The sequence below is a fragment of the Candidatus Albibeggiatoa sp. nov. BB20 genome, from assembly GCA_016744725.1.
In the GTDB taxonomy this organism is placed as follows: domain Bacteria; phylum Pseudomonadota; class Gammaproteobacteria; order Beggiatoales; family Beggiatoaceae; genus Albibeggiatoa.
Window position 1 is genome coordinate 35,706 of sequence record JADGDW010000003.1, and the last position, 25,112, is coordinate 60,817.

A 25,112-nucleotide genomic window follows, 5' to 3' on the forward strand; every position below is an offset into this window, starting at 1 on the left:
AAAAATGAATAAATATATAATAAAGGTAAATACTGCCTTAATACTATCAGTAATGCTGAGCATTCCTTTACTTTATGCCGCTGATGACGATGGAGTAGAAGATTATGCAGAGTGGGCGATTGAAGATTTATTACAAGTTAAAATCGTCACCTCAGTAGGCAAAAAAGAACAATCTTTAGCAGATGCAGCCGCCGCTGTTTATGTTGTTACATCTAAGGAAATTCGCCGCTCAGGAGTGACAACTATTCCTGATGCTTTACGCATGGTACCAGGTTTACAAGTGAGTAAAGTAAATTCACACGCGTGGGCAATTTCATCTCGTGGCTTTAATAGTTTTTTTTCTAATAAATTGCTTGTGCTTGTTGATGGTCGTAGTGTGTATGCCGCAGAGTTTTCCGGGGTATGGTGGGACACTGTAGATATGTTGATAGACGATATAGAACGGATTGAAGTCATTCGTGGCTCTGGCAGTACATTGTGGGGTGCAAATGCCGTGAATGGGGTTATCAATATTATTACAAAAGACAGTAAAGATACTCAAGGTGGCTTGGTAAGTGTTGCTGTGGGTACTGAAGATAAAAATGTAACTAGTTTACGTTATGGCGGTATGTTAGACGAAGCAACAGAAACCTCATTTCGTGTTTATACCAAAATCCTAAAACGTGATAGTTATGCCAATGTACCTACTAGTGACAAATGGCATTCAACTCAAGCAGGATTTAGAATTGATGGTCACCCTTTTTCCAAAGATAATAAATGGATGTTACAAACTAATGCTTATCGTACTAAAGAAGATGATATGCATTGGTTTACAAGACAATCTGGTGAGTCTAATGTCAAAGGGTTTAATATGTTGTCTTCTTTAGAACACAAATTCTCAGAGGAATCTATATTAACAACACAGCTTTACTATGATGAATATCAAAGAAAAATGCCAACATTAAGCCTGTTTAATAAAGTATTAGATTTAGATATTCAACATCGTTATACTTTCAGTGAATCAAATGAATTTATTTGGGGGATAGGCTATCGCTGGCTATCAAATAAAGTACTTGATACACCTTTTTTTGCTTTTGTGCCACAAAAACGTATAGACAACTTGTTTAGTGCTTTTATTCAAGATGAATTGAAATTAGCTGAAAAACATACATTAACGCTTGGTACAAAGCTGGAGCATAATGATTATACTGGCTGGGAAATACAACCTAATATACGTTATTTATGGAAACCAAGTGATAAGCTTAGCTTATGGAGTGCCGTTTCTCGTGCGGTTAGAACACCATCGCGTCGAGAGCAAGATTCATTATTTACATTCCCGTTTCCACCTAGCCAAAATCCATTTGCACCTGCATCATTTATCTATCAAGCTGTTAATAACCCCGATTTTCAATCTGAAATTGTAACGGCTTATGAATTAGGCATACGGCAACAAATTTCGGATAGATTCTCTTGGGATTTAGCATTATTTTATAATGATTATGATAAATTACTTGCAGGTCGCAGAACAATTACACCAGATTTGGCAAATGGGCGTGTACTGTTGGTTGAAAAAGTTGAAAATAGCATGATTGGTAAAACGGCAGGTTTAGAACTTATAGTTGATTATAAACAGTCTAAAGATTTGGAATTTAGCCTTGCTTACTCATTCATTACCATGGATTTTGATGCAATTGAAGGCATAGAAAAAATTTATGAAAATTCGAAAAGTACACCGCATCATCAAGTTTCAGTCCGAATGACTAAGCAACTAATAGATAACTTGTCGTTAACTACATGGCTACGCTATGTTGATGGAATAGAGTCCAGTACATTAAAAGTTGATGCTTATACCACTTTTGATATGAGTCTAGCATGGCAAGTCACCGATGATTTAGAGCTATCTTTAGTTGGGCAAAACTTATTTGATAAGCAACATGTAGAGTTTCTAAATACTTCAATTAACCCTTTAGTGGGCGAAGTTGAACGCAGTGTTTACGGACAAATTCGTTGGGAATTTTGAGGAAATTGTGCAAAGCGAGTACAATCTGCACAGGTTAATTCGGACTGAGAGTAAAACCATTATGAAATACATCATTGCCTGCTTGTTCGCATTATTTGCAATATCTGGTCATGCTCAGGAAAAAACACAGGAAATTCCTAGGGTCACATTGCAAACTACAATGGGAAAGATTGTGTTGGAGCTAATGCCAAATAAGTCCCCGATTGCAACAAATAACTTTTTAAACTATGCCGAGTCTGATTTTTATCAAGGTACGGCATTTCACCGTGTTGTAAAAGGGTTTGTGGTACAAGGTGGTGGCTATACAGCGAGCTATGAGCAAAAGCCAACCAATCCTGCAATTAAGAATGAAGCAAATAATGGTGTAAAAAATACACGTGGTACGGTGGCAATGGCGCGTAGTTCTACCCCCGATTCTGCCACCTCTCAGTTTTTCATCAATGTCAATAACAATGGCTTTTTAGACCACAAATCACCGACTAAAAATGGTTGGGGTTATGCTGTTTTTGCCACAGTTGTTGAAGGGATGGATGTTGTTGATGCGATCCAAAGTGTAGAAACAGGTGCAGCGGGTGCTTTCCGTCGTAATGTACCTGTTGAACCCATCAGTATTGAAGCGGTTGCGATTGACAGTGTCATGCGAGTTGTTGAAGTTCAAGACCAGCCTACTGGCTTAGAAGAGTCTGTTGAATTAATGAATGATGAGCCTGTAGTAGATAATAGTCCTGAAAATGAGAGTGCTGCTGATGCTGAGATTGATGATACTGAAGATGCTACAACGGATGATAATAGCGATGTTGTAGCAGATGAAACGGATTATAACAATGATGATATAGAAGAGTCAGAACCAACAAGTTCAACTCCTTCAAACCAAAATAAGGCAATAGCTGCGCCTGACGCGCCATCTAAACCCGATGTGCCTGAACCAATGTCTTACTAAAAACCACCAGAGGAAAATTCTACAATGGCAACTGTACGTTTAAATACGACACTTGGTGCAATTACTTTAGAGTTAGATCAAGAAAAAGCCCCGATTACGGTTGAAAACTTTTTGAACTACGTGAAAAGTGGCTTTTATACAGGAACTGTTTTTCATCGTGTTATCAATGGTTTCATGATTCAAGGTGGTGGCATGACTGCGGATATGCAAGACAAACCCTCTGAAGCGACAATTAAGAATGAAGCAGATAACGGCTTGAAAAATAAGCGTGGTTCTATTGCGATGGCGCGTACACCTGATCCTCATTCCGCCTCTTCACAATTTTTTATTAACGTGAAAGACAATGACTTTTTAAACTTTACCGCACAAACGCCACAAGGTTGGGGTTATTGTGTGTTTGGTGAAGTGACTGAAGGTATGGATGTCATCGATAAAATCAAAGAAGTACCAACCGCGAACCGTGGTGGTCATCAAGATGTGCCTGTTGATGTGATTACAATTGAGTCTGTTGAAGAATTATAATTTTCAGCGATTCTTAGGACTGGCAGTGCTTGTGTTTTTTAATGCTGTCAGTTCTTAATATTTTATAATAATGATATGACTTTTGATGTAAAAACATTTCTCGCTAATCTCAGCACCAAACCCGGTGTTTATCAAATGTTTGACAGCAGCAATACAGTATTGTATGTCGGCAAAGCCAAAAACCTTAAAAAACGTGTTTCCAGTTATTTTAACGCATCCACAAGCCAATCTCTTAAAACCAAAACCCTCGTTGAGCAAATCGCCAATATTGAAGTCACGGTCACTCATACCGAAACTGAAGCTTTAATTTTAGAAAATAATTTTATTAAACAACATCAGCCACGCTACAACATTTTGCTGCGTGATGACAAAAGCTATCCCTATATCTTCCTGTCAAATCATCCTTTTCCACGTTTAGGCTATCACCGTGGTGCGAAGAAATCCAAAGGTCGCTATTTTGGTCCTTATCCCCATGTCAGTGCAGTACGTGAAAGCTTAGAACTATTAAATAAATTATTTCCCATTCGGCAATGCAAAGATGTGGAATTTCGCCACCGTTCTCGCCCCTGTTTACAATATCAAATCAAGCGTTGTACCGCACCCTGTGTTGGCTTAATCGATCAGCAGGCTTATCAACAAGATGTGGAACATGCAATTTTATTTTTACAAGGTAAAAGTCAGCAAGTTGTCGCACAGCTCGCCGCTAAAATGGAAAAGGCCGCGCACAATTTAGAATTCGAACAAGCAGCTAAATATCGTGACCAAGTTGTGGCATTACGCAGTATTCAAGAACAACAATACATGACAACAGACGGTGGAAATGTGGATATTGTTGCTTGTGTGCATGAACAAAATATTGGCTGTGTACAACTGCTCAGCGTGCGTGATGGGCGACATATTGGTAGTCAAGCCTTTTTTCCTAAACATGCTCAAGATAGCAATGAAACTCGTATTTTATCCGCCTTTTTACCTCAATATTATTTAGCCAAACATCGAGATATTCCAGATGAGATTATTGTCAGCCACACACCTGATGACGTAGATACACTAATTATTGCCGTGACCGAACAACGCCAAAAGCAGATTAAACTCAGTATCAATGTGCGAACCACACGGGCGAAATGGCTAGAAATGGCGCTCGAAAATGCAAAACAAAGTTTACAACAACGTAAACCCAGCCAATATCGTGAGCGTCTTGCTAATTTATGTCATGTGTTGCGTTTGGAAACCATGCCACAACGAATGGAATGTTTTGATATTAGTCATTCCCAAGGCGAAGCTACTACAGCCTCTTGTGTTGTATTTGACCAAGAAGGTGCAGCACACAGCGCATATCGTCGCTTTAATATTGAAGGTGTGCCCAAAGCAGATGATTATGCAGCAATGCAACAAGCAGTAAGCCGTCGGTTTGCTAAATTGAAACAGGACAGTATTTTACCTGATATTTTATTTATTGACGGGGGTAAAGGACAAGTAAAAGTGGCGTATCAAGTGCTTAAACATTTGCAATTGCAACATAAAATCAAACTGATAGGCGTGTCTAAAGGGGTGGATAGAAAAGCAGGCTTAGAAAAACTGGTTTTTCCAGAATCTAATGAGCCTTTGGTATTGCCAACAGATTCACCAGCATTACATTTAATTTTACACATTCGTGATGAGTCTCATCGGTTTGCACTTGTAGGACATCAAGGCCGCCGTGCCAAAATCAAAACCCATTCTATTTTAGAGCAAATTGAAGGTGTGGGCGCAAAACGACGCAAAGCGTTAATTAAACATTTTGCAGGTTTGCAAGGCGTATCACGAGCGGGGGTAGATGAACTTGCCAAAGTACAGGGCATTAGCCGTTCATTAGCACAACGAATTTACGATTTTTTGAATAGTAATTAAATAACAAAGAATGGGTAAAGCTATGTTAATCAAGTAATTAAACATTATGCCTGATAATTTATAATTCATCATTCTTAATTCATAAACCTATGTTACTATAGAATCCGCTCGTGAATAGTAGGATATAAAACTGCTAAGGATGTTTTCATGAATAAACTATTAATATTTTTCTGCTTATTGATATATAGCAATGCTCATGCTTTAGGAACACCTAATATATTGGATCAAAAAAATTTATTAGGGTTGCCATTAGAAGCGTTATTGAATGTCAAAGTGGTTACGATTGCCACAGGTAAACAACAATCTCAAATTGAAGCGCCTGCTATTACCACGGTGATTACCGCTGCTGATATTGAAGCGATTGGCGCGACTGATTTAGATGAGGTGTTGGAAACTGTACCAGGGCTTCATGTTACTAATGCTGCGGCTTTTAACAATCCTGCTTACATTATGCGCGGTTTATATTCAACGGATAATCCAGAAATTTTAATGCTCATCAACGGTATTCCTGTTAAGCAACTTTATTCTAGAAATCGTGGTAATACTTGGGGTGGAATGCCTGTTAATAGCATTTCTCGGATTGAAGTGATTCGGGGTTCTGGCTCAGCAGTTTATGGCGCAGATGCCTTTAGCGGTGTAATTAATATTATTACTAAAACCCGAGCTGAAATTAACGGTACTGAATTTGGTGTGAGAGCAGGTAGTTTTGATACGCAAGATGTTTGGGTTTCACATGGTGATGATTACCTCGGTTTTGATGTTGCTTTTATGTTGGAAATCCATGATTCAGACGGTTATCAGGCAATTATTAACGAAGATTTACAAAGCCAACTGGGTAAACAACAAGGGTTTGATACCTCCTCAGCCCCCAGCTCGATGAATAATGAACGACGTAATATTGATGCACGACTTGATGTTTCCAAACAGCGCTGGCGAGTACGTGCTGCTTATCAAGGTCGTGATGAAGTGGGAGTGGGTATCGGAGCAGGTGGCTCATTGGACACCATTGGTGCATACCAAGATGAACGTTATAACCTTGATCTGACTTATCATAATCCACAAGTCACACGCTATTGGGATGTGATGGTACAAGCATATATCAGCGAAAATCGACTTAAACCGAACCCTTATTTACAAATTACGCCGCCAAATACCATATTAGAAAATGGTATTGTTGAAGATGGTTTCCGTTTGAAGACCAGTAAAAATGAACGGGCTTCTGGCTTAAGCATAGGCAGTTTCTATTCTGGTTTTGATAAACATTTGGTTCGTTTAGGCGCGGGTTTTACCTATAGCGATTTATACGGCGTATCCCATTACCAGAACTTTGGGATAGACCCTGCTACAGGGCAACCTTTGTCTTTAGATAGTGATTTTGTTGAGCTTTCAGGTACGCCTTACGCTTTCATGATTGAAGGTGATAGAAAGAGTTTATACTGGTTTGCCCAAGATGAATGGAAGCTGGCTGAGCAATGGACATTGACCACAGGCATACGTTACGATGATTATTCCGATTTTGCTGAAACATGGAGTCCACGTTTAGCCTTAGTATGGCAGGCTACAAATGATTTAAGTTTTAAAGCGTTATATGGTGAAGCATTCCGTATTCCTTCATTTGTTGAGCTATATAATACGATTTCTAATTTTGGTGAATTGAATAGCGTGGCAGATGCTATCAAAATCCAACCTGAAAAAATGCGCAGTTATGAACTTGGTTTAAATTATAAATTGCATCAGGATGTCAGAACCAGCTTCAATATTTATCAATTTAAAGTCACGGATAAAATTGCATTTCAACCACTTAGCCCATCTTTACAGGTCGCGCAAAACCTTGGACAACGTAAAGGTCGTGGTATGGAATTAGAAGCTTATTGGGAAATAGCCCATTATTTAACATTGTTAGGTAATTATGCGCATCAGCGTGTGTTGGATGAAGATGAGCAAGGTTTAGGTGGTGCACCGCGAGACCAAGTTTATTTACGCACAGATTGGCAATTTATAAAATACTGGTATTTAAATACGCAATTAAATTGGGTGAGTGAACGGGAGAGACGCTATACTGATTCCCGTGAAGCTTTAGATGCTTATACCTCTGTTGATGTTACTCTGCGGCGGAAAGGTTTTAATCGAAATTGGGATTTTGCTTTTTCAGTTCGAAACTTACTTAATGGAGAACGCCGTGAACCTACATCAGGTTTAGTTGACAAAGCAACAGGATTTATTCCAATTCCAAATGATATACCATTAGCAGAACGTTCAGTATATCTCGAAGCGCGTTATCGGTATTAATTTGAGATAATAACTTATTGCGATAAATCCTAATTATTGTAATGAGTTTATTCTCAATGGTTTATCTGCATAATCTTGTTTATATCCTCATGCCCACTTTAATATCCAGCAATGCTATTTTAAAACAATACCACGTTATGATAATGACATATCAAACAAATGATTGAATATACATAATTTATTCTGCTGCCAATATTCGTACAATCAAGCCTATACAAAAAAATCTAAAACTTATGTTAATACAGGTTAACTTTAACCACAAAACCTATTACAATGTACTACATTCATAAACCTTATGATTGGTAGTGGATAATGTCATTAATTTGGCAAATACATCTGCAACTTTTTGGTTATTAGCAGACTTCATTAGCACAGGGTGATAGGCAATGATTATTGAGGCATTGGCACTAAGCGGAATCTTATTCGCAGGCTATAAAGAGTATGAAAAAGATGTCGCAAAAGAAACAGCACAACCACCTGTTAAGTCCGATGTTAAATCAGAAGATGACAATAATACTGAGAGCCAAGAAGTTCAAGCCTCTGAAACAGCCGAAACCAATGAGCCTAATACTGCCTCGACGAGTCGTTTAAAACGTTTATTTCAAGGGGCTGATGACCAGAATAAAGAAGCGATTGAAGCTAGAGAGTCATTCGAGCGTGAAAATGGACGTGGCATCATGGCATCATCTGCCGCACTAGGTTTAGCCACCGCAGGTGTTTTTGTTCCTCCAATCGGTTTAGCTAGTATTCCTTTCCTTGCCTACACTGGGCACAAAGTTTATAAAAATGCGATTAAACAAACTAAAGCAGGTAACATCAGTGTTGATACCTTAGTTGCGATTACCCTAACGGGCTGTTTGCTCGGTGGTTATTTTATTGCTGCCAGTATTGCGATGTTAATGCTACGTTTTTCTGAACGACTTGTGGCGCGTGTGACTCAAGATTCCAAACAAAGTTTAGTTGAAGCATTTAACCAGCATCCTAATGAAATATGGGTAATGAAAGATGGGATTGAAGTCAAAACCCCATTTGAAGAATTACTGGTTGGCGATATTGTAGTGGCACATGCAGGTGAAATGATTCCTGCTGATGGTACTGTCACAGAAGGATTAGCGACTATTGACCAACATATTTTAACGGGTGAGGCAAAACCTGTTGATAAAGAAGTTGGTGATACGGTGTTTGGTTCTACCGTGGTGCTGTCTGGCAAAGTCTACGTTAAAGTTGAAAAAGCAGGTGATGAAGCCACTGTTTCTAAAATTATCAATGTATTAAACGATACGATTGATTTTAAATCAACCACTCAATTACGTGCTGACTCCTTATCTAAACATTTAGTGAAACCGATATTACTCGCGGGTAGTGTGGCATTACCTTTAGTTGGGTTTAGTGGTGCATTGGCGGTGATTAACTCACATCCGAAAAACAAAATGATGGTGCTTGCGCCAATTAGCATTTTAAATTATCTGAATATTGCCACTGAGCATGGGATTTTGATTAAAGATGGTCGTTCGCTGGAATTGCTCAACAAAGTCGATACGATAGTCTTTGATAAAACAGGTACATTGACTGAAGAACGACCACATGTTGGTAACATCCATATTTGTAATGAATTCAATGAAGATGAAGTGCTGAAATATGCGGCAGCGGCTGAATATAAACAAAGTCATCCATTGGCATTAGCGATTATTGAAGAAGCTGAAAATCGTAAAATTGACATACCTAGTACTGAGGACAGTGAATATAAACTGGGCTTTGGTTTGGTGGTGCATGTGGATGGCAAAACCATACATGTGGGCAGTGACCGATTCATGAACGTGGAAAGTATTGCCATTCCGCAACATATGCAAGACAAGCAAAAACAATCTAATGAGCTGGGTTACAGTATTGTGATGATTGCTATCGACAGACAATTAGTCGGTGGAATTGAGCTTGTGCCAACAGTACGTCCTGAAGCACAGCAAATTATTGAACAACTTAAAGAACGCGGCAATATTCAAACTTCCTATATTATTTCTGGTGATAATGAAGCCCCAACCCGTAAGCTTGCTGAAGATTTAGGCATTGATTTTTATTTCGCGGAAACCTTGCCAGAGCAGAAAGCAGAATTGATTGAAAAATTACAATCTGAAGGGCGGTTTATTTGTTATATCGGTGATGGTATTAATGATTCGATTGCATTGAAAAAAGCCCAAGTGTCAATTTCACTCAGTGGCGCGTCGACGGTTGCGACTGATACAGCGCAGATTATTTTGATGGATAGCGGTTTAAGTCATTTACCTTATTTGTTTGAATTAGCAGAAGAATTTAACAATAATATGAACACCAGCTTTGCCTTTATGGTGATTCCAGCGGTATTAAGTGTCAGTGGTGCATTTTTACTGGGCTTTGGTGTGGCGCAGTCGATTTTATTAAATGTGGCAGGTTTGGGTTTAGGTATGGGTAATGCGATGCGTCCTTATGTGACGCGGAAAATTGAGAAACATTTAGCAGAAAAGAATTATTTCAAACCTAAAGCCAGTGAAGCTGACGATGTAGAAGATGCGGAGATTCTTGAGGAAGTGACTGCAAAAGCATAACTATTTTGACTGGTTACTACGCTCAGCGTCATAAGCAGATTAAGCAATTTAGTTTCTTTTATTGTGATGCAGAAGAGCGTTTGGGCTATATTCCAAGACCATTGGAACGAAAAAAAAGTGTTTTCTTAGGACTGGCAATCCTAGTTACAAGCCAAATAATATTTTATCCAAAAATAAGGACTGCCAGTCCTGTATAGCGAAAGTATTTAAACCATGAAAATACTATTTGAAAACAAGAATATCGCCATTTTTTCCATTGCAATGTTAGTGTGGGCGGTGTGGTTTGCATTATTAGGCATCCAGCCTGCGTTAAATCATGTCGCTGAAAATTGGCAAATTACTATCACCATGGTATTTGGTTCGATGATCGCAGGGGGCACGAGTATTGGCGGTGGCGCGGTGGCATTTCCCGTGTTTACTAAATTACTCCAGATTCCGCCTTATGAAGCCAAAGTCTTTTCACTGGCAATTCAAAGTGTTGGTATGGGTGCTGCAACCTTGGCGATTATTTTAACCCGAATTCAAGTGGAATGGCGAGTAATTTTATGGGGTAGTTTGGGTGGTATTTTTGGAGTGTGGTTTGGACTTGGTATCCTCGCACCCTTATTGCCGCCGCCTGTGATTAAAATGTCCTTCACCATGATGTTAACCAGTTTTGCGATTACTTTGCTTATTCTCAATCGCACAGGTTTACCACATCGTCATGAAACCATGCCCAAATGGGGTATGCACGAAAAAACTGTGATTTTCTTTGCGGGTTTGCTTGGTGGCATCATGTCGGGAATGGTAGGTAACGGCATTGATATTTTTGTATTTGCGGTGATGGTGTTGCTATTCCGTATGTGTGAAAAAGTCTCTACGCCAACTTCGGTTGTACTGATGGCATTTAATGCGATGGCTGGTTTTGCATTACAAACCTTTGTTATCAATGATTTTACCCCACCTGCAATGCACTATTGGTATGCTGCAATTCCTGTTGTCGTCATAGGTGCGCCATTGGGTGCTATGTTCTGCAACAGTTTATCCCGCCAGACGATTGCGAATATTTTAATCAGTCTGATTTTTATTGAATTTATGACTTCTCTGATTTTAATCCCATTGAATCCATTGGTTATTTATAGCAGTTTAAGTATTTTAGTGGTGTTTTCGATGATTAACTATTTAATGTATCGAACCCGCACTTATGAACAATTAGCAGTAGTGAATAATAATTAACAGCTTACTTACTAAAGGTTCTCTTTGCTCTCAAATAAAGCTTAATCATGAGCATGAGAATCAGATAGTAAAATCAAGAATGAACACTTAACAGCCAAACACACCAAAAAGGGGAAGTCATCATGCACGTTTGCGTTATCGGTGGTGGTGCATCAGGGCTCGCAGCAGCCAAGCAGCTACGCGAAGAAGATATCGAAGTCGATATTTTAGAAAAAAGAGATGGTTTCGGTGGTTTATGGTATTTTGATGAAAAAATGTCCACAGTTACTGACAACACAACCGCGAGTACCTCTAAGACTTTTCTACAATTTTCTGATTTCCCGATGGAAAAAGAGATTGATTATTTTCCACATCACACGGTTTATTTACAATATTTAAACAACTACGTTGAAAAAAACAACTTATTGCCTTTGATTAAATACAATCATGAAGTTAAAAAACTACAACGCATCGAAGGCGATAAATGGGAAGTGACTGCGCAATGTGGCAATGACACGACAACCAAAGTCTATGACGGTGTTATCGTTTGTTCAGGTTTACACCATGTGCCGATGATTCCAGATGTAGAAAGTGCAGATCAATTTGGTGGCGAAATCATTCATTCCTCTTATTTACCAAAAGACCCCAATTATTTAAAAGACAAAAATGTAGTCGTAGTCGGTAGTGGCGAAAGTGGTGCGGATTTAGTCCATGATTTAGCAGGCAAATCGAAAAACGTATACATGTCATTACGTAAAGGCGCGATCATCACCATGAGTACAGCCGCGCAATCATTACCAGCCGACCATGGTTCATACCGTGCTAAAGTGTGGTTGCCACGTATTTATTTACACGACTTACACCATTGCTGCATCATGACGGTGCGCGATCAATATTCACCGTTCAGAATGTTTTACACTATTGCTAGTGTGATTCCATTAATTTTATTATTGCCTTTCTATCCTAAAACAGTGGGCAAAGAATTATTGTTTATTCTCAAAGGTTTGTTTAATCCGAAAAACTGGATTGCTTTATTCCAAAAACCACAACGTCATGGCGAAGCATCAGGCGTAGAATTAGCCAAAGCCTGTGAAGAATTATGTGCTGAGTCACCAAAATCCGAAGCTGAAAAAGAAGAACGGTTCTGGAAATTACGTGAAACCTTTGCATGGTATTCTGGTGGTTTGCATAATAATCAACCGTTTACAAAAAGTCCTTGGTTCTTCAATGACGTTATCGACAAAACAGTGAAAATTGTACCTAATATCAAACAATATATGGGTGGTAAAACCATTAAGTTTGATGATGGTATTGAACGCGAAGTTGACATCGTTGTGTTATGTACTGGCTTCAAGAGCCATTTGCCGTATTTGCAAGAACAAGATTTAGACGGTCGTGATTTATACAAAAACGTATTTATGCCAAAGCAGCCAAACATCGCATTTATGGGTTTTGCAAGACCGAATATTGGGGCTGCCCCACCTATTGTTGAAATGCAATCACGTTGGATTTCAGGTATTTTCAAAGGTCGTATTAAATTACCTAGCCAAGCAGAAATGCAGCATATTGTTGAGAATGATGCAGAAGTGTATACCATGAGCCGTAAGCAACATGCTAAACGTTTGACTTCATTGATTGATTACCATGCTTATATGGAAGATATTGCGGGAAAAGTCGGTTGTCGCCCACAATTCTCGAAAGTTATGTTTAGTCCTAAATTACTATACACTTACTTATTTGCGCCATTGGCTTCGTTCCAGTATCGTTTACATGGTTATGGTGCTAAACCTGAAGCAGCCCAAACAGCGATGGATAGATTGCCTAAAGTTGTCCCATTCCGTGTGGTGCAAGGCATTATTTTATTCTTTGTGATGAAACCGTTTTTCTATTTATTAGGCGGTTTAGGTATCAAGAAATTCCGTCCAATTATCTAATTTGTAAAAGTCAGGACTGGCAATAATTTGGAACAACGCATTTATTTATAGCTCCAAGGATTGTCAGTCCTCAGTTCATATTAAAGGCCCTTCCCATGCAAGCAACCCCTACTTTTCAAAGACCTAAACGTCCTTGGCAAGCCAATATGTTAAATTGGGCTGGCCGCGTATTACCATTAAATAAACTGTCTAACTTTGATTTAAATGAACAAACGCTAATACGCCAAGCGGAACAAATTACAGGTTTATCAGATTGGGGTGGTGATGATTTTCGTGAGCCATTACGCTATTTTTTACAAGCCTTAGAATCTGATGCTGGATTAAATTTAGTCGGTCGGCGTTTTTTTCAGCAAGATACCCTACGTTTATTAACCAATCGCTTGAAATTAGAAGACGAGTTTAAAAAACATCCTGAAATTTTAGACGTACCTGTTGAAAAGCCTTTATTCGTGGTGGGAATGTTTCGTAGTGGTACAACTTTTTTACACAATATGTTGGCGCAAGACCCCAATTGTCGTTGGTTACATTTAGCTGAAGCGTTGTTGCCGACTCCTGCCCCTGAAAAAGATCATTGGTTAACCGACCTGCGTTTAGTCACTGCTTCTACATTGATTAATCGTCAAAATGCCTTATCGCCCAATTTCGCGGTAGCGCATCATATCAGTGCGAATAAACCTGCTGAATGTAGCCGTTTATTTGAACACAGTATGGTGGGACATTTATTTGATTTTAGAGCCAATGTCAGCAGTTATTCTCATTGGGTGCAACAGCAAGACATCACTTATGCTTATGAATATTATCGCAAGCAATTACAGTATTTAAGCTGGAAATGGCCTAGTTCACATTGGGTGTTTAAAGCCCCTGCGCATATTTATCATTTAGATTTGTTGTTAAAAGTATTTCCTGATGCCAGCGTGGTGTACATTCATCGCGATCCAGTGAAAGTATTACCCTCATGTTGTAGCGTATCAGGATTGGCGCGAATTCGGTTTTCTGATGAAATGGTCAATGCAAACGAAGTTGGTGATTATTGGTTAAATGTATTGTCAAGAGCGGTACATCATGCCATGGATGTGCGCAAGGATTTTGATTCCAAACGTATTTTAGATGTGCACTATATGGAATTTATGCAGAACCCGCCCGAAATGATCGCCAACATTTATCGCCATTTCAACTATGATTTTACCGATGCGATGAAAGAGCGTTTACACGCATGGATGAATGAAAACCCTCAGCATAAATTAGGTGTGCACCGTTACACTCTGGAGCAATTTGGCTTATCGATTGACCGAATTGAAGATGCTTTTGGGCGTTATTATGAACATTCGGGAGTGGTTAAAGAACGGTAATTTAAAGTTGGTGGGAGAATCAAGCCCACCTTTTAGTCATTGATTATATTTGCTTGTGTGCAATTGGCTTTTCGGTAAATAAGTAGTCTTTTAATTCTTTATCAAAGCTTGGGTCTTTACGACGAATCCACTCTAATACCATTGCAGCATGTTCTTTCTCTTCATCTCGATTGTGCGCCAAAATCGCTTTTAATTCTTCATCTTTACACGCATCAACTCTTTGATTGTACCAGTCAACCGCTTCTAACTCTTCCATCAGCGACACAATGGCTTTGTGCATGTCTTTGGTTTCAGTAGAAAGTTCTTCAACTGGTTCATGATAGCCTTCGTTTGCCATATTCTAATCTCCTTAAGATTGAGTAATCATGCTTAATTAACTTCAACAAAATATAGAGATTAACTTAAAACCTCAAAGCGTTCAATTTATAAATACAGCCTAAATTTCTTAAAACTATCAACTTGCAATACTTCGGACAGATTTGATGAGAAATTGAGGAGAGAGCCAAATAATAAGAGTTGTATCATTTATCGACGACAACATAATCCCCAAGTCTCTGATGAAAAGACGACAAGCCATATTGGAACAAATGGGGATAGAATTGAATGGATTAAGTCCTAAGCCATTGAATAATTTGATTGAAAATACAGCGTATAATTTATCTACAAAACAAATATAGATAACAGATGAACAATCACCTATAGATTGTAATGAACATCTTCTCTTATGCTTTTCTTCACAACTTAAGGCTAGACTTTAATTCTATTAAATATTGTCCAGACTTTCACTTGCCATTTGAGTTTATCCAAACCTGTTCTAACTATTCTCAAATAGTAGATTGATAAATATTCACTGTTCATTGATAATTGCTTACTAATATTGATTTGGGAGTTGCGGTGAACCATGACCCAGCAGGTCTATGATGTTTTAATTATCGGGACAGGTGCAGCAGGCTTAAGCCTCGCCTTAGAACTCGCACAACATGCCAATATTGCTATCCTATCTAAAGATTCTATCGATGCAGGCAATACCTCGTATGCACAAGGTGGTATTTCAGCAGTACTGAGTGAAGATGACTCGGTCGAATCCCATGTTGAAGACACTTTAATTGCAGGTGCAGGGCTATGTCATCGAGACGTGGTTGAATTTACCGTTGCAGAAGGGCCAGAGCGGATTGCATGGCTGATTGAACAAGGAATGCCATTTACACAAATTCCTAATACAGAACAATATCACCTCACTCGTGAAGGGGGGCATAGTCATCGCCGTGTCATTCATGCCGAAGATGCGACAGGTCGGGCAATTGTCACCACCTTGAGCAAAAAAGTACGTGAACACGCCAATATTACCCTTTTAGAAAATAACATTACCATTGATTTAATTACAGGAAAAAAACTGGGCTTACCCACGACGCGTTGTCTTGGTGCTTATATTTTTAACCGTGAAACCATGCAAACCAGTGTGGTACGAGCCAGATATGTGATTTTGGCGACAGGGGGAGCAGGTAAAGCCTATTTGTATACCAGCAATCCAGATGGCGCGACAGGAGATGGAATCGCCATGGCGTGGCGGGCAGGCTGTCGAGTTGCGGATATGGAATTCATCCAATTTCATCCCACATGTTTTTATCATCCAGATGCAAAATCTTTTCTCATTAGCGAAGCGGTGCGTGGTGAAGGCGGGCAATTACTGTTGCCAGATGGCCAACGGTTTATGCCCCAATTTGATAAACGTTTAGAACTAGCTCCACGAGATATTGTTGCCAGAGCAATTGACCATGAAATGAAGCGCTTAGGCTGCGACTATGTATTTTTAGACATTAGTCACAAGTCGGCGGATTTTATCGTTGCCCATTTCCCTAATATCTATCAACGTTGCTTAGAATTCGGCTATGACATGACTTGTGAGCCGATTCCCGTTGTGCCTGCAGCGCATTATACTTGTGGTGGCGTATTAACCAACCAATTTGGACAGACTGATATTGAAGGTTTATATGCAGTGGGTGAAGCGGCGAGCACAGGTTTACATGGTGCAAATCGGATGGCCAGTAACTCATTATTAGAGTGTCTGGTGTTTGCGCATAGTGCGGCGAATCATATTTTGCAACATCTCACTGATGTGCCAAAACCCCCGCATTTGCCTGAATGGGATGAAAGCTTAGTTATTGATTCAGATGAAGAAGTTGTGGTATCTCATAACTGGGAAGAATTACGCCATTTCATGTGGGATTATGTAGGTATTGTACGTACAACAAAACGTTTGCAACGTGCAAAACATCGTATTGATTTGCTGCAAAAAGAAATTGATGAGTATTACAGCAACTTCCGTGTCAGTAACGATTTGATTGAATTAAGAAATTTAACACTGGTATCTGATTTAATTATCTGTTCTGCCTTATTGCGTAAAGAAAGTCGTGGTTTGCATTATACTTTGGATTATTTAAAAACCAGTCCGATTGCGACCAATACGATTTTAACACCAGACAATTATGGGTGATGATATTTTATTCTTATAAATCAGTATATTATGATTTACAGTAATTTATTTAGACTACCCATCCTACAATGACGGGTAGTTCTGAATCATCAGATAGAGCCGCTTATACTCTTGTTACTAAAGCATAAATTCTTACCACATTAAATCGTCAGGTACTTGATAATCCGCATAAGGATCATCTGCATCCGCTTCCGTATTTTCAGCAGCGGCTTGATGTACCAAATAACTGTCATCACGCATTGCAATCTTATCTGCAACGATAGTGGGTATAATATGATAATGCTCTTCTAGCTTAACAATAACCAACTTGCCTTTGATAAGCTGCTTCTGGGTTTCGCTTGTAACATACAGTTTTTGAACAATCGAACCATCCGTAAAATTATATGCAATATCAGCTTCACGAGCTGTAATCATATTCAACGTGATAAGTTGCTTAATCTGGCTGTGAATTTCTTTTTGCTTCGCTTGTTCCGATTTTTGGCGATTCAACTCACGATCTTTTTCAACTTTCTCAAGATGTGCTCGTTGTGATGTTAGCTTGATTTCATCGTCAACCTGTTTTTTCTGTTTAAACTTTTGTTTAGACTGCTTTTGCTTGGTTTTCTTCACATCCTTCGCTTTAGCTTTATCTACAAGTCCTGCTTTGAGTAATTGATCTTGTAATGAGCTACTCATAATATGATTTTTCCTTATAACAGTGTTTTTTTTCAAGCTGGGGTAATTTAACATATTTTATATTCACTATACTGATTTAATACATCATTTTCGATTTATGATGCCCAATATGGATAAATCCTGAAATTCTATATTTAAATATATGAGCATAAACAGTTCATTTCTCAAATAATTACCCAATATTATTATATTTAATGCTTATTTAGAATGAATTGAGTGTGGCTTTAAATTGTAATCAATTTGTGCTTATTTTATTTTGCCCGTTAATCATCTTTTATAACAGATAAAAACTCTAATTACAGTATTGATTTAATTAGATAAATCTCATAAGCTTGCAGTTTATTTTTCAATTACACAATCGAGCATACTTGAAAAGCCGTACTAGTGTTAGAATACTGAACTGATAAGATAAAGTGTTTATAAAAAAAGGAACGCAGGTGTGGTACAGAAGAAAATTTGTATGATTGGCGATTTTGCTGTAGGTAAAACCAGTTTAGTGGCACGTTTTGTTCGTCAAACCTTTTCTGATAAATACCTTACTACTGTTGGAGTTAAGATTGACACTAAAATTGTTAACCTTGATGAACAGCAAGTCAAACTCATTTTATGGGACATTGCAGGAGCTGATTCATTTACCACTACCACCGCTTCTTACCTACGTGGTGCAACAGGATATTTTTTAATCGTAGATGGCACACGCCGTCCTACTTGGGAATCTGCTTTAAAATTGAAACAAGCTGTCACTGAGCAAATTGGTGAAAAACCTTTTGTTATATTATTAAATAAGGCTGACTTAACGGATGAGTGGGAAATTGAAGAACAGTTAATCACCGCTCAAGAGCAAGAGGGCTGGAAAATTCTGAGAACCAGTGCTAGAACAGGTGAAAATGTTGAAGCCGCGTTCACGGAACTTGCTACCAAGTTAATTGCATAAAAAAGCAGGATAGAGGAAATCAAATATGTCAGCTCTTTCAACTCTCCCTCTCAGTATTATCAAATATATTCGTTCTATGTGGATGGCAGAAATGCTGATGACTTATCTCCATGTGGACAAAAGCGGTTTATTGGCAAGCTGGGGAGGACACCCACGTTATTATGGTTTGACCAATTTAGAAACAGGTGTACCTGTCAATGAGCAAATCGTATTTTTAGAAGGCCTATTACCCGTTGACCATGCACAGATTATTGAATTTATTTGTATGGAAAATGGACGTTGCGCCCATGTGCATATTGTGCCTAGCGAAAGTGGGACGTGGGTATTATTGTTAGATGCAACAACCGAACATTATCGGCAACAGAAATTACAACAGCAATTAAATGAATTGAGTATTTTGACTTATCGTCAAAGCCAAGTGGTGCAAAAATTAGAAACGGCTCGTGAGGCATTGGCTGAAGATAAAATCCAACTAGAAAAAATCAGCAATTTAAAATCACGTTTTATCGCGGGCTTATCACATGAGTTGCGCACCCCACTGTCATCGATTGTCGGCTACACACAATTATTAGATGAAGCTACCCAAAATGATGAGCAGGAAACTCGCTACTTATCCAATGTTAAAAACAGTGCAAATCACTTGCTATCATTGATTGATACCCTGCTTGAGCAAACTCGAATTGAAAATGGCAAAGTCAGCTTACACCCAACTCAAACTGATTTAAGCCAATTATGTGATAATTTAAAAGGCTTGTTCTTTCCTGCAGCACAAGATAAAAAATTAGAATTTAGTGTATTACCCCAAAGTAGTTTTCCACGGGTGGTTACTGTCGATGAGGTTCGATTACGCCAAATTTTAATTAACCTGATTAATAATGCCTTGAAATTTACTGAGCAAGGCCATGTTCATTTAGAAGTCGAATGGCAAGATAATAAATTTTACTTTACAGTGACAGATACGGGGCGCGGTATTCCAAGCGAACAGCTTGAGCATATTTTTACCGCATTTCATCAAGTTGATGTCGATTCCCATGTGGGTGCAGGACTTGGCTTAGCAATTAGCTACAATCTTGTACAACAAATGCAAGGTGAATTAGCAGTCGAATCCAGCGTAGGAAAAGGCTCTATTTTCAGAGGTTTTGTCCAAGCTCCTTTAACTCATACGCTTAAATCAGAACAAGAAGATAAGTTAACGGTAAAAGCGATAAAGCAAGAACGAGCTAAGACCGCTCAAGAGACAACGGTATTACTTGCTGAAGACAGTATTTATCTGAGTACTTTGATGGAAGTCTATTTAGAAGATGCAGGACATACCGTCATCAAAGCGGGTAATGGTTTAGAAGTCTTGAATTTACTGGAAAAACATCAGCCTGAAATTCTAATCATGGACATGCACATGCCTGCTTTAGATGGGTATAAAACCACTCAGCAGTTAAGAGAGCAAGGTTTTGATAAACCCATTGTTGCCATTTCTGCCTCTACATTACCGAAAGATCATGATTATGCACTGGAAATTGGTTGTCAGGCCTATTTAACCAAGCCGATTCAAGCCGATACCTTGTTAGATACCATTGATGATATATTATCCAAAACGCATTAGTGATATTTTCTAAGTTGTTAGGAAAACAGGAGTTGAAATAAGACGATTTAGATGTTGATTGTACTTATCACAGCCTCCTGTGTTTTAAATAGCAGTTTATATCATTTACTCTTAATGCAATGAACAATACCTTCACCAACTTTTGGAAGTAATATAACTTATTGATTTTATAGAAAAGGCTTATTTATGGATGTTTGTTTTAAATCAATGGCTTAGCTTATTATAGCCAAGATATTGATTTAAACCATACTTATAAAATTATTTGCTCTACTCACAGCTTCTTTTTATAATCAAAATCCTAAGCAGCAAAATGTTATTCTAAAAAAACTTGATGGATGGTAGCTTAAATACGATAATTGTTCTGTCACATAACTGCTATCTATACACATTTATGAGGCGTTATGATGAAATCTATATGTTTGCTGTGATAGTTCTCAACTTATGAAGCCATTGAAATATAATAAAATCATCTATCTGCCACTGTTTATAGTATGTGTATGGCTGCCAAACTGGGTATACGCATTAAGTGCAGAACAATGGTTACAACAAGGTCAGGCTTACTTTAAGCAAGGCCAGTATGAGCAGGCTATCCAACATTGGGAAGGTGGCCTAGATTCGCTATCTATTGACGATTTAAATCAAAATCAAAAAATCGATTTACATGCTCAAATTGCCCATGCGCATCAATCCTTAGGCAATTCTGACAAAGCAATTCAGTTGCTTGAACGCAATTTGCCGCTGGTTGAAAGTGATATAAGCCAACATATTTTATTACTCGCAGCCTTGAGCGACTTATGTTTAGCGACTCATCAATATATCAAAGCCCGTCAATATATTAATCAAGCGGTCAATAAATTAGAAATTGAACAAGTCTCTAGCAGCATTTCTGCAATGGTATTCAATAATTTGGGTAATGTGCTTGCTGTAGAAGCCTATTTTGATGAAGCCATCAGTGTTTATCAACAAGCCTTAACCCATACAGATTCAGAACAGCCAGAATTGCAAATCCGAGTTTTGGTCAACTTAAGTCGTACTTATTTAAAAAATCATCAATTTAAACAAGCCACTAACTCATTACAACAAGCTTATCAAGCCTTAATTATACGAGAAGATAAATATGATAAAGCGTTTTTGCTCATCACAGTTGGGGAGCTTGCGCAAAATATTCAGAAGCAGCAACAAGAATATCAAATTAATGGCAAAAGTCGACAACAGCTACGTCAATTAGCTTATGAAAGTCTATCAACCTCGGTCAAAATTGCGGAACAAATTCATAATGACCGCCTGATTGCTTATGCCTATGGCTATTTAGGCCAATTATATGAATCTGAAAAGCGTTATGAAGACAGTTTAAAACTCACTCGACGCGCCATTTTTGCAGCCCAAGAAAGTGAAGCTTATGAGATTTTATATCGTTGGGAATGGCAAGCGGGGCGTTTATTCCAAATTCAAAAACAACTGGATTTAGCCATTGTGGCTTATCAACATGCTGTCAAATCTTTGCAAGCGGTACGTGATGAATTAAAAACGGGTTATCGCAAAACGTCGTTGCCCTTTCGTGAAACTATTGGCTTAGTTTATTTTGAGTTGGCCGACTTGCTATTGCAAAAAGCTAAAACCGATGCTGATCCTAAGTGGCTGATTGAAGCCCGCGACACCATTGAATTATTGAAAACGGTTGAGCTACAAGATTACTTTCAAGATGATTGTTTGCGTCAGTCATCCACTACTTTAGCCGAACAAATGAATATGGCTAAAACGGCGGTATATTATCCAATTTTACTGCATGATCGTTTAGAAATCCTCCTGAGTTTACCCAAAGGAATTAAACATTTTACCGTTAATATAACGGCATTGAAGTTAAAAGATGAGGCAAATGAGTTTCGATTTGAGCTGGAAACACGGGAAACAAAAGATTATCTACCTTATGCACAGCGTTTATATCGTTGGATGATTACACCAATTTTGGCTGAATTAAAACGCCAGCAAGTGGATACCTTGGTTTTTGTACCTGATGGTGTATTGCGAACCATTCCATTTTCAGCACTTCATAATGGTAGCCATTTTTTAATTGAAGATTATGCTATTGCCACCGTGCCTAGTTTAACCTTGACTGATCCAACGCCATTAGCAAAGAAGGCTGATGTGAAAATATTGCTCAATGGCTTATCTCAAAGTGTACAGGGTTTTCCTCAATTATCTAGTGTGACCCGAGAAGTCCGTTTTATCGAGCGTTTTTACCCTCAACAATCACAAATTTTACTTGATAATGAATTTACCACTGCTAATTTTGCTAACTCACTAAGGCAAACCCCTTATTCTATTGTACATATTGCCTCTCATGGTCAGTTTAATAGTGATCCACAAAAAACCTTTTTACTGACTTATGACAACAAAATCACCATTAGTCATTTAGAAGATTTAATCCGTTTAAGTAAAATTCGCAATGAACCGATGGAATTATTAACTTTGAGTGCTTGTCAAACTGCGGTAGGCGATGACCAAGCAGCTTTAGGCTTAGCAGGTATTGCAGTTAAAGCGGGGGCTAGAAGTGCATTAGCCACCTTGTGGTTTATCGATGATGCCGCCACCAGCTTATTAGTCAGTGAGTTTTATCAGCAATTACAAATAAAACATGTAACAAAAGCCAAAGCGTTGCAAAAAGCGCAATTGTATTTACTTAATAAGCCTCGTTATCAACATCCAGCATTTTGGGCACCTTTCTTACTGGTTGGAAATTGGTTGTGATAATGCGCTTAACACAAACCTTAAAAAAAACACGATATAAGATATTTTGGGCTGTTTTTTTAGGCATTTTCTGTAGTATGCAAAATCTATGGGCTGAGATCATCACTGATGGTAGTTTGGGTGATAGAGTGAGTTTACAGGGAACAGACTACGCAATCAGTCCTGATTTAGGTATACAACAAGGCACTAATTTATTTCACAGCTTTGAACAATTCAACTTGCAAACTGGTGAAACTGCTACTTTTTCTGGTTCAGATAATATAAAAAACATTGTCGCGCGTATTACAGGTGGCCAATCACTTATTCGTGGCACAATTCGCACTTTAATTCCCAATGCTGACTTATATCTTACTAACAATCAGGGGTTTGTTTTTGAAAGTAATGCTCGACTAGATGTACTTGGTTCACTCTATCTCACTACAGCCTCAGATATTATTTTTACAGATAATTTTCGCTGGCCAACGTCTTTACAGCAAAATCAAATACTAACTTCAGCCCCACCCGATACATTTGGTTTTTTAGGTACACCCCAAGCCATTGAAATTTCTAATACACAACTTGATACCCCCAAAGGCACGACTTTATCATTTTCGGCAGGTGATATTTTTATTAAAAATTCAAGACTTAAAGCAACATCAGGCCATTTGGATTTATTAGCGGTACGCCATGGAGAGCCGATTAATCCCATTGTGCCGCTACAAGAAACTTTTGAATTAGGCCAAATTACCATCAGTAACAATAGTACTTTAGATATTGGCCGAGATGGGGATGGTCTTATTTTTATTCGTGCAAATGATTTAACTTTAGATAATAGTTCTATTTTTGTAAATACCTCTATTATTGGTCAAAATAGTACCTTATTCATTAATACTGATAGCTTGTTATTAAACAATGCTAATTTGGATAGTCGTACTTATGGTGCAGGGCAAGGTGGTTTAATCATTGTTCAAGTTGAAAATAATGCAGTCTTAGTTGATACCAATATATTGACTACAGGTACACAAAAAGAACCTGAAATTACAGGTGATGCTGGTGATATTCGTTTAGTGGCAGATAATCTTACTTTGCTCAATACTTCAATTACAACTAAGACTTTTGGTATTGGGGCAGGAGGCGATATTAGTGTTTTTGTACGTAAAAATTTGTATATGGCAAGCCCTAAAATCGGCTTAGGCATTTCGCCATCAGTGATTCAAGCCAGTACTGAAGATGGAGGGGATGCGGGTCTCATCTATATTGAAGCACGCAATCTAACCTTAACAGGTGAAAATACCGCGATTGATAATAATTCTACAGGATTGGGCAATGGTGGTAGTATTCATCTACATATTTCTGATGTGTTGGCTTTATCTAATAATGCATTTATTTCGGCTGATAGTGAAGCTCAGGGAGATGCGGGAAATATCAGTTTAAATAGCTCAGACTTATTGCTGCAAAATAGCAGTATTTCAACTACAGCTAGCGAATCTGATGGCGGAAATATTGTATTAAATGTGCGTAGTCAGCTCAGTTTAAAAAATAGTTCAATAAGTGCTAATATCAATGGTAATGGTAAAGGTAATGGTGGCAATTTAGCGATTGGCAACGCCTGTATTTTTAGTTTACAAGACAGTGAATTACGTGCTAACGCGAGCTTTGGTAATGGTGGATTGATTTTAGCTATTTCTGGAGCAGGTTTAGATTTAACAGGTGCGAGCAAAATTGATGCGTCCTCAGAATTTGGCACTGATGGTAGCGTCCAAATTGAAGAAATTCCTAGTATTGATCGCAGTATTTTATCGTCTCAGTTTTTAGATGCGAGCATGAAAATCAAACAACGTTGTATTTCCAGAAGTGATGATAATCTAAGTCATTTTGCAGTGAAACAAAAAACGGATTTGCCTAATGTGCCTGATGATTTCCAGTCTTATATTCCACTACTACAAAGATAAACTGATATAAACGATTTTTAACACCCTGTTCAAATAC

General features: G+C 38.4%; 16 protein-coding genes. 14 read left to right on the forward strand and 2 right to left on the reverse strand.

Going from position 1 to position 25,112, the window contains the following annotated elements:
* The first annotated feature begins 4 nt into the window (after positions 1 to 4).
* The 9 genes from ABXH34_RS00640 to ABXH34_RS00680 all read left to right on the forward strand — a co-directional run bounded on the left by ABXH34_RS00640 (position 5) and on the right by ABXH34_RS00680 (position 14,693).
* Complete coding sequence (locus tag ABXH34_RS00640; protein ID WP_353569919.1) at positions 5 to 1,999, forward strand: TonB-dependent receptor plug domain-containing protein; 1,995 nt, start codon at positions 5 to 7, stop codon at positions 1,997 to 1,999.
* 61 nt (positions 2,000 to 2,060) lie between these two features.
* A complete protein-coding gene (locus tag ABXH34_RS18715; RefSeq protein WP_502710386.1) occupies positions 2,061 to 2,939 on the forward strand; it encodes a peptidylprolyl isomerase in 879 nt (292 codons plus the stop codon).
* 24 nt (positions 2,940 to 2,963) lie between these two features.
* Positions 2,964 to 3,461 carry a peptidylprolyl isomerase gene (locus ABXH34_RS00650; RefSeq protein WP_353569920.1) on the forward strand — a complete coding sequence of 166 codons (498 nt, stop codon included), beginning with the start codon at positions 2,964 to 2,966 and terminating at the stop codon, positions 3,459 to 3,461.
* A 75-nt stretch (positions 3,462 to 3,536) separates the two neighbouring features.
* On the forward strand, positions 3,537 to 5,348 hold the full coding sequence (gene uvrC, locus ABXH34_RS00655) for an excinuclease ABC subunit UvrC (protein WP_353569921.1): 1,812 nt from the start codon (positions 3,537 to 3,539) through the stop codon (positions 5,346 to 5,348).
* Between the two features lie 147 nt (positions 5,349 to 5,495).
* A complete protein-coding gene (locus tag ABXH34_RS00660) occupies positions 5,496 to 7,637 on the forward strand; it encodes a TonB-dependent receptor plug domain-containing protein (protein WP_353569922.1) in 2,142 nt (713 codons plus the stop codon).
* Between the two features lie 386 nt (positions 7,638 to 8,023).
* Positions 8,024 to 10,216, forward strand: coding sequence for a heavy metal translocating P-type ATPase (locus ABXH34_RS00665; RefSeq protein ID WP_353569923.1), 2,193 nt, complete (start codon positions 8,024 to 8,026; stop codon positions 10,214 to 10,216).
* A gap of 213 nt (positions 10,217 to 10,429) precedes the next feature.
* A complete protein-coding gene (locus tag ABXH34_RS00670) occupies positions 10,430 to 11,431 on the forward strand; it encodes a sulfite exporter TauE/SafE family protein (protein ID WP_353569924.1) in 1,002 nt (333 codons plus the stop codon).
* A gap of 122 nt (positions 11,432 to 11,553) precedes the next feature.
* A complete protein-coding gene (locus ABXH34_RS00675) occupies positions 11,554 to 13,344 on the forward strand; it encodes a flavin-containing monooxygenase (RefSeq protein WP_353569925.1) in 1,791 nt (596 codons plus the stop codon).
* A 95-nt stretch (positions 13,345 to 13,439) separates the two neighbouring features.
* Positions 13,440 to 14,693 carry a sulfotransferase family protein gene (locus tag ABXH34_RS00680; RefSeq protein ID WP_353569926.1) on the forward strand — a complete coding sequence of 418 codons (1,254 nt, stop codon included), beginning with the start codon at positions 13,440 to 13,442 and terminating at the stop codon, positions 14,691 to 14,693.
* Between the two features lie 43 nt (positions 14,694 to 14,736).
* Here the strand turns inward: ABXH34_RS00680 and ABXH34_RS00685 are convergent, their stop codons facing one another.
* Positions 14,737 to 15,030, reverse strand: coding sequence for an encapsulin-associated ferritin-like protein (locus tag ABXH34_RS00685; RefSeq protein WP_353569927.1), 294 nt, complete (start codon positions 15,028 to 15,030; stop codon positions 14,737 to 14,739).
* A gap of 564 nt (positions 15,031 to 15,594) precedes the next feature.
* Here ABXH34_RS00685 and nadB point away from each other — a divergent pair.
* Positions 15,595 to 17,187 carry an L-aspartate oxidase gene (gene nadB, locus ABXH34_RS00690; RefSeq protein WP_353569928.1) on the forward strand — a complete coding sequence of 531 codons (1,593 nt, stop codon included), beginning with the start codon at positions 15,595 to 15,597 and terminating at the stop codon, positions 17,185 to 17,187.
* Between the two features lie 132 nt (positions 17,188 to 17,319).
* Here nadB and ABXH34_RS00695 read toward each other — a convergent pair whose 3' ends face one another.
* Positions 17,320 to 17,862, reverse strand: coding sequence for a DUF2058 domain-containing protein (locus ABXH34_RS00695; protein WP_353569929.1), 543 nt, complete (start codon positions 17,860 to 17,862; stop codon positions 17,320 to 17,322).
* A gap of 439 nt (positions 17,863 to 18,301) precedes the next feature.
* Between ABXH34_RS00695 and ABXH34_RS00700 the strand changes: the two genes are divergently transcribed.
* From ABXH34_RS00700 to ABXH34_RS00715, 4 genes are all read left to right on the forward strand, one after another.
* Complete coding sequence (locus tag ABXH34_RS00700) at positions 18,302 to 18,796, forward strand: Rab family GTPase (protein ID WP_353569930.1); 495 nt, start codon at positions 18,302 to 18,304, stop codon at positions 18,794 to 18,796.
* Between the two features lie 25 nt (positions 18,797 to 18,821).
* Positions 18,822 to 20,396: an ATP-binding protein gene (locus ABXH34_RS00705; protein WP_353569931.1), complete on the forward strand. Its 1,575-nt coding sequence runs from the start codon at positions 18,822 to 18,824 to the stop codon at positions 20,394 to 20,396.
* A gap of 441 nt (positions 20,397 to 20,837) precedes the next feature.
* Positions 20,838 to 23,144 (forward strand): CHAT domain-containing protein, encoded by a 2,307-nt coding sequence (locus tag ABXH34_RS00710; protein WP_353569932.1) that lies wholly within the window; start codon positions 20,838 to 20,840, stop codon positions 23,142 to 23,144.
* Between the two features lie 77 nt (positions 23,145 to 23,221).
* The gene (locus tag ABXH34_RS00715) at positions 23,222 to 25,075 is read left to right on the forward strand and encodes a two-partner secretion domain-containing protein (RefSeq protein ID WP_353569933.1); all 1,854 of its coding nucleotides are present in this window, start codon (positions 23,222 to 23,224) and stop codon (positions 25,073 to 25,075) included.
* The last annotated feature ends 37 nt before the right edge of the window (positions 25,076 to 25,112 follow it).

What these genes read in the sequence shown, in the direction of transcription:
- ABXH34_RS00640 (WP_353569919.1), top strand. Translation starts at nt 5, where the DNA reads ATGAATAAATATATAATAAAGGTAAATACTGCCTTAATACTATCAGTA.
- ABXH34_RS18715 (WP_502710386.1), top strand. Translation starts at nt 2,061, where the DNA reads ATGAAATACATCATTGCCTGCTTGTTCGCATTATTTGCAATATCTGGT.
- ABXH34_RS00650 (WP_353569920.1), top strand. Translation starts at nt 2,964, where the DNA reads ATGGCAACTGTACGTTTAAATACGACACTTGGTGCAATTACTTTAGAG.
- uvrC (WP_353569921.1), top strand. Translation starts at nt 3,537, where the DNA reads ATGACTTTTGATGTAAAAACATTTCTCGCTAATCTCAGCACCAAACCC.
- ABXH34_RS00660 (WP_353569922.1), top strand. Translation starts at nt 5,496, where the DNA reads ATGAATAAACTATTAATATTTTTCTGCTTATTGATATATAGCAATGCT.
- ABXH34_RS00665 (WP_353569923.1), top strand. Translation starts at nt 8,024, where the DNA reads ATGATTATTGAGGCATTGGCACTAAGCGGAATCTTATTCGCAGGCTAT.
- ABXH34_RS00670 (WP_353569924.1), top strand. Translation starts at nt 10,430, where the DNA reads ATGAAAATACTATTTGAAAACAAGAATATCGCCATTTTTTCCATTGCA.
- ABXH34_RS00675 (WP_353569925.1), top strand. Translation starts at nt 11,554, where the DNA reads ATGCACGTTTGCGTTATCGGTGGTGGTGCATCAGGGCTCGCAGCAGCC.
- ABXH34_RS00680 (WP_353569926.1), top strand. Translation starts at nt 13,440, where the DNA reads ATGCAAGCAACCCCTACTTTTCAAAGACCTAAACGTCCTTGGCAAGCC.
- ABXH34_RS00685 (WP_353569927.1), bottom strand. Translation starts at nt 15,030, where the DNA reads ATGGCAAACGAAGGCTATCATGAACCAGTTGAAGAACTTTCTACTGAA.
- nadB (WP_353569928.1), top strand. Translation starts at nt 15,595, where the DNA reads ATGACCCAGCAGGTCTATGATGTTTTAATTATCGGGACAGGTGCAGCA.
- ABXH34_RS00695 (WP_353569929.1), bottom strand. Translation starts at nt 17,862, where the DNA reads ATGAGTAGCTCATTACAAGATCAATTACTCAAAGCAGGACTTGTAGAT.
- ABXH34_RS00705 (WP_353569931.1), top strand. Translation starts at nt 18,822, where the DNA reads ATGTCAGCTCTTTCAACTCTCCCTCTCAGTATTATCAAATATATTCGT.
- ABXH34_RS00710 (WP_353569932.1), top strand. Translation starts at nt 20,838, where the DNA reads ATGAAGCCATTGAAATATAATAAAATCATCTATCTGCCACTGTTTATA.
- ABXH34_RS00715 (WP_353569933.1), top strand. Translation starts at nt 23,222, where the DNA reads ATGCAAAATCTATGGGCTGAGATCATCACTGATGGTAGTTTGGGTGAT.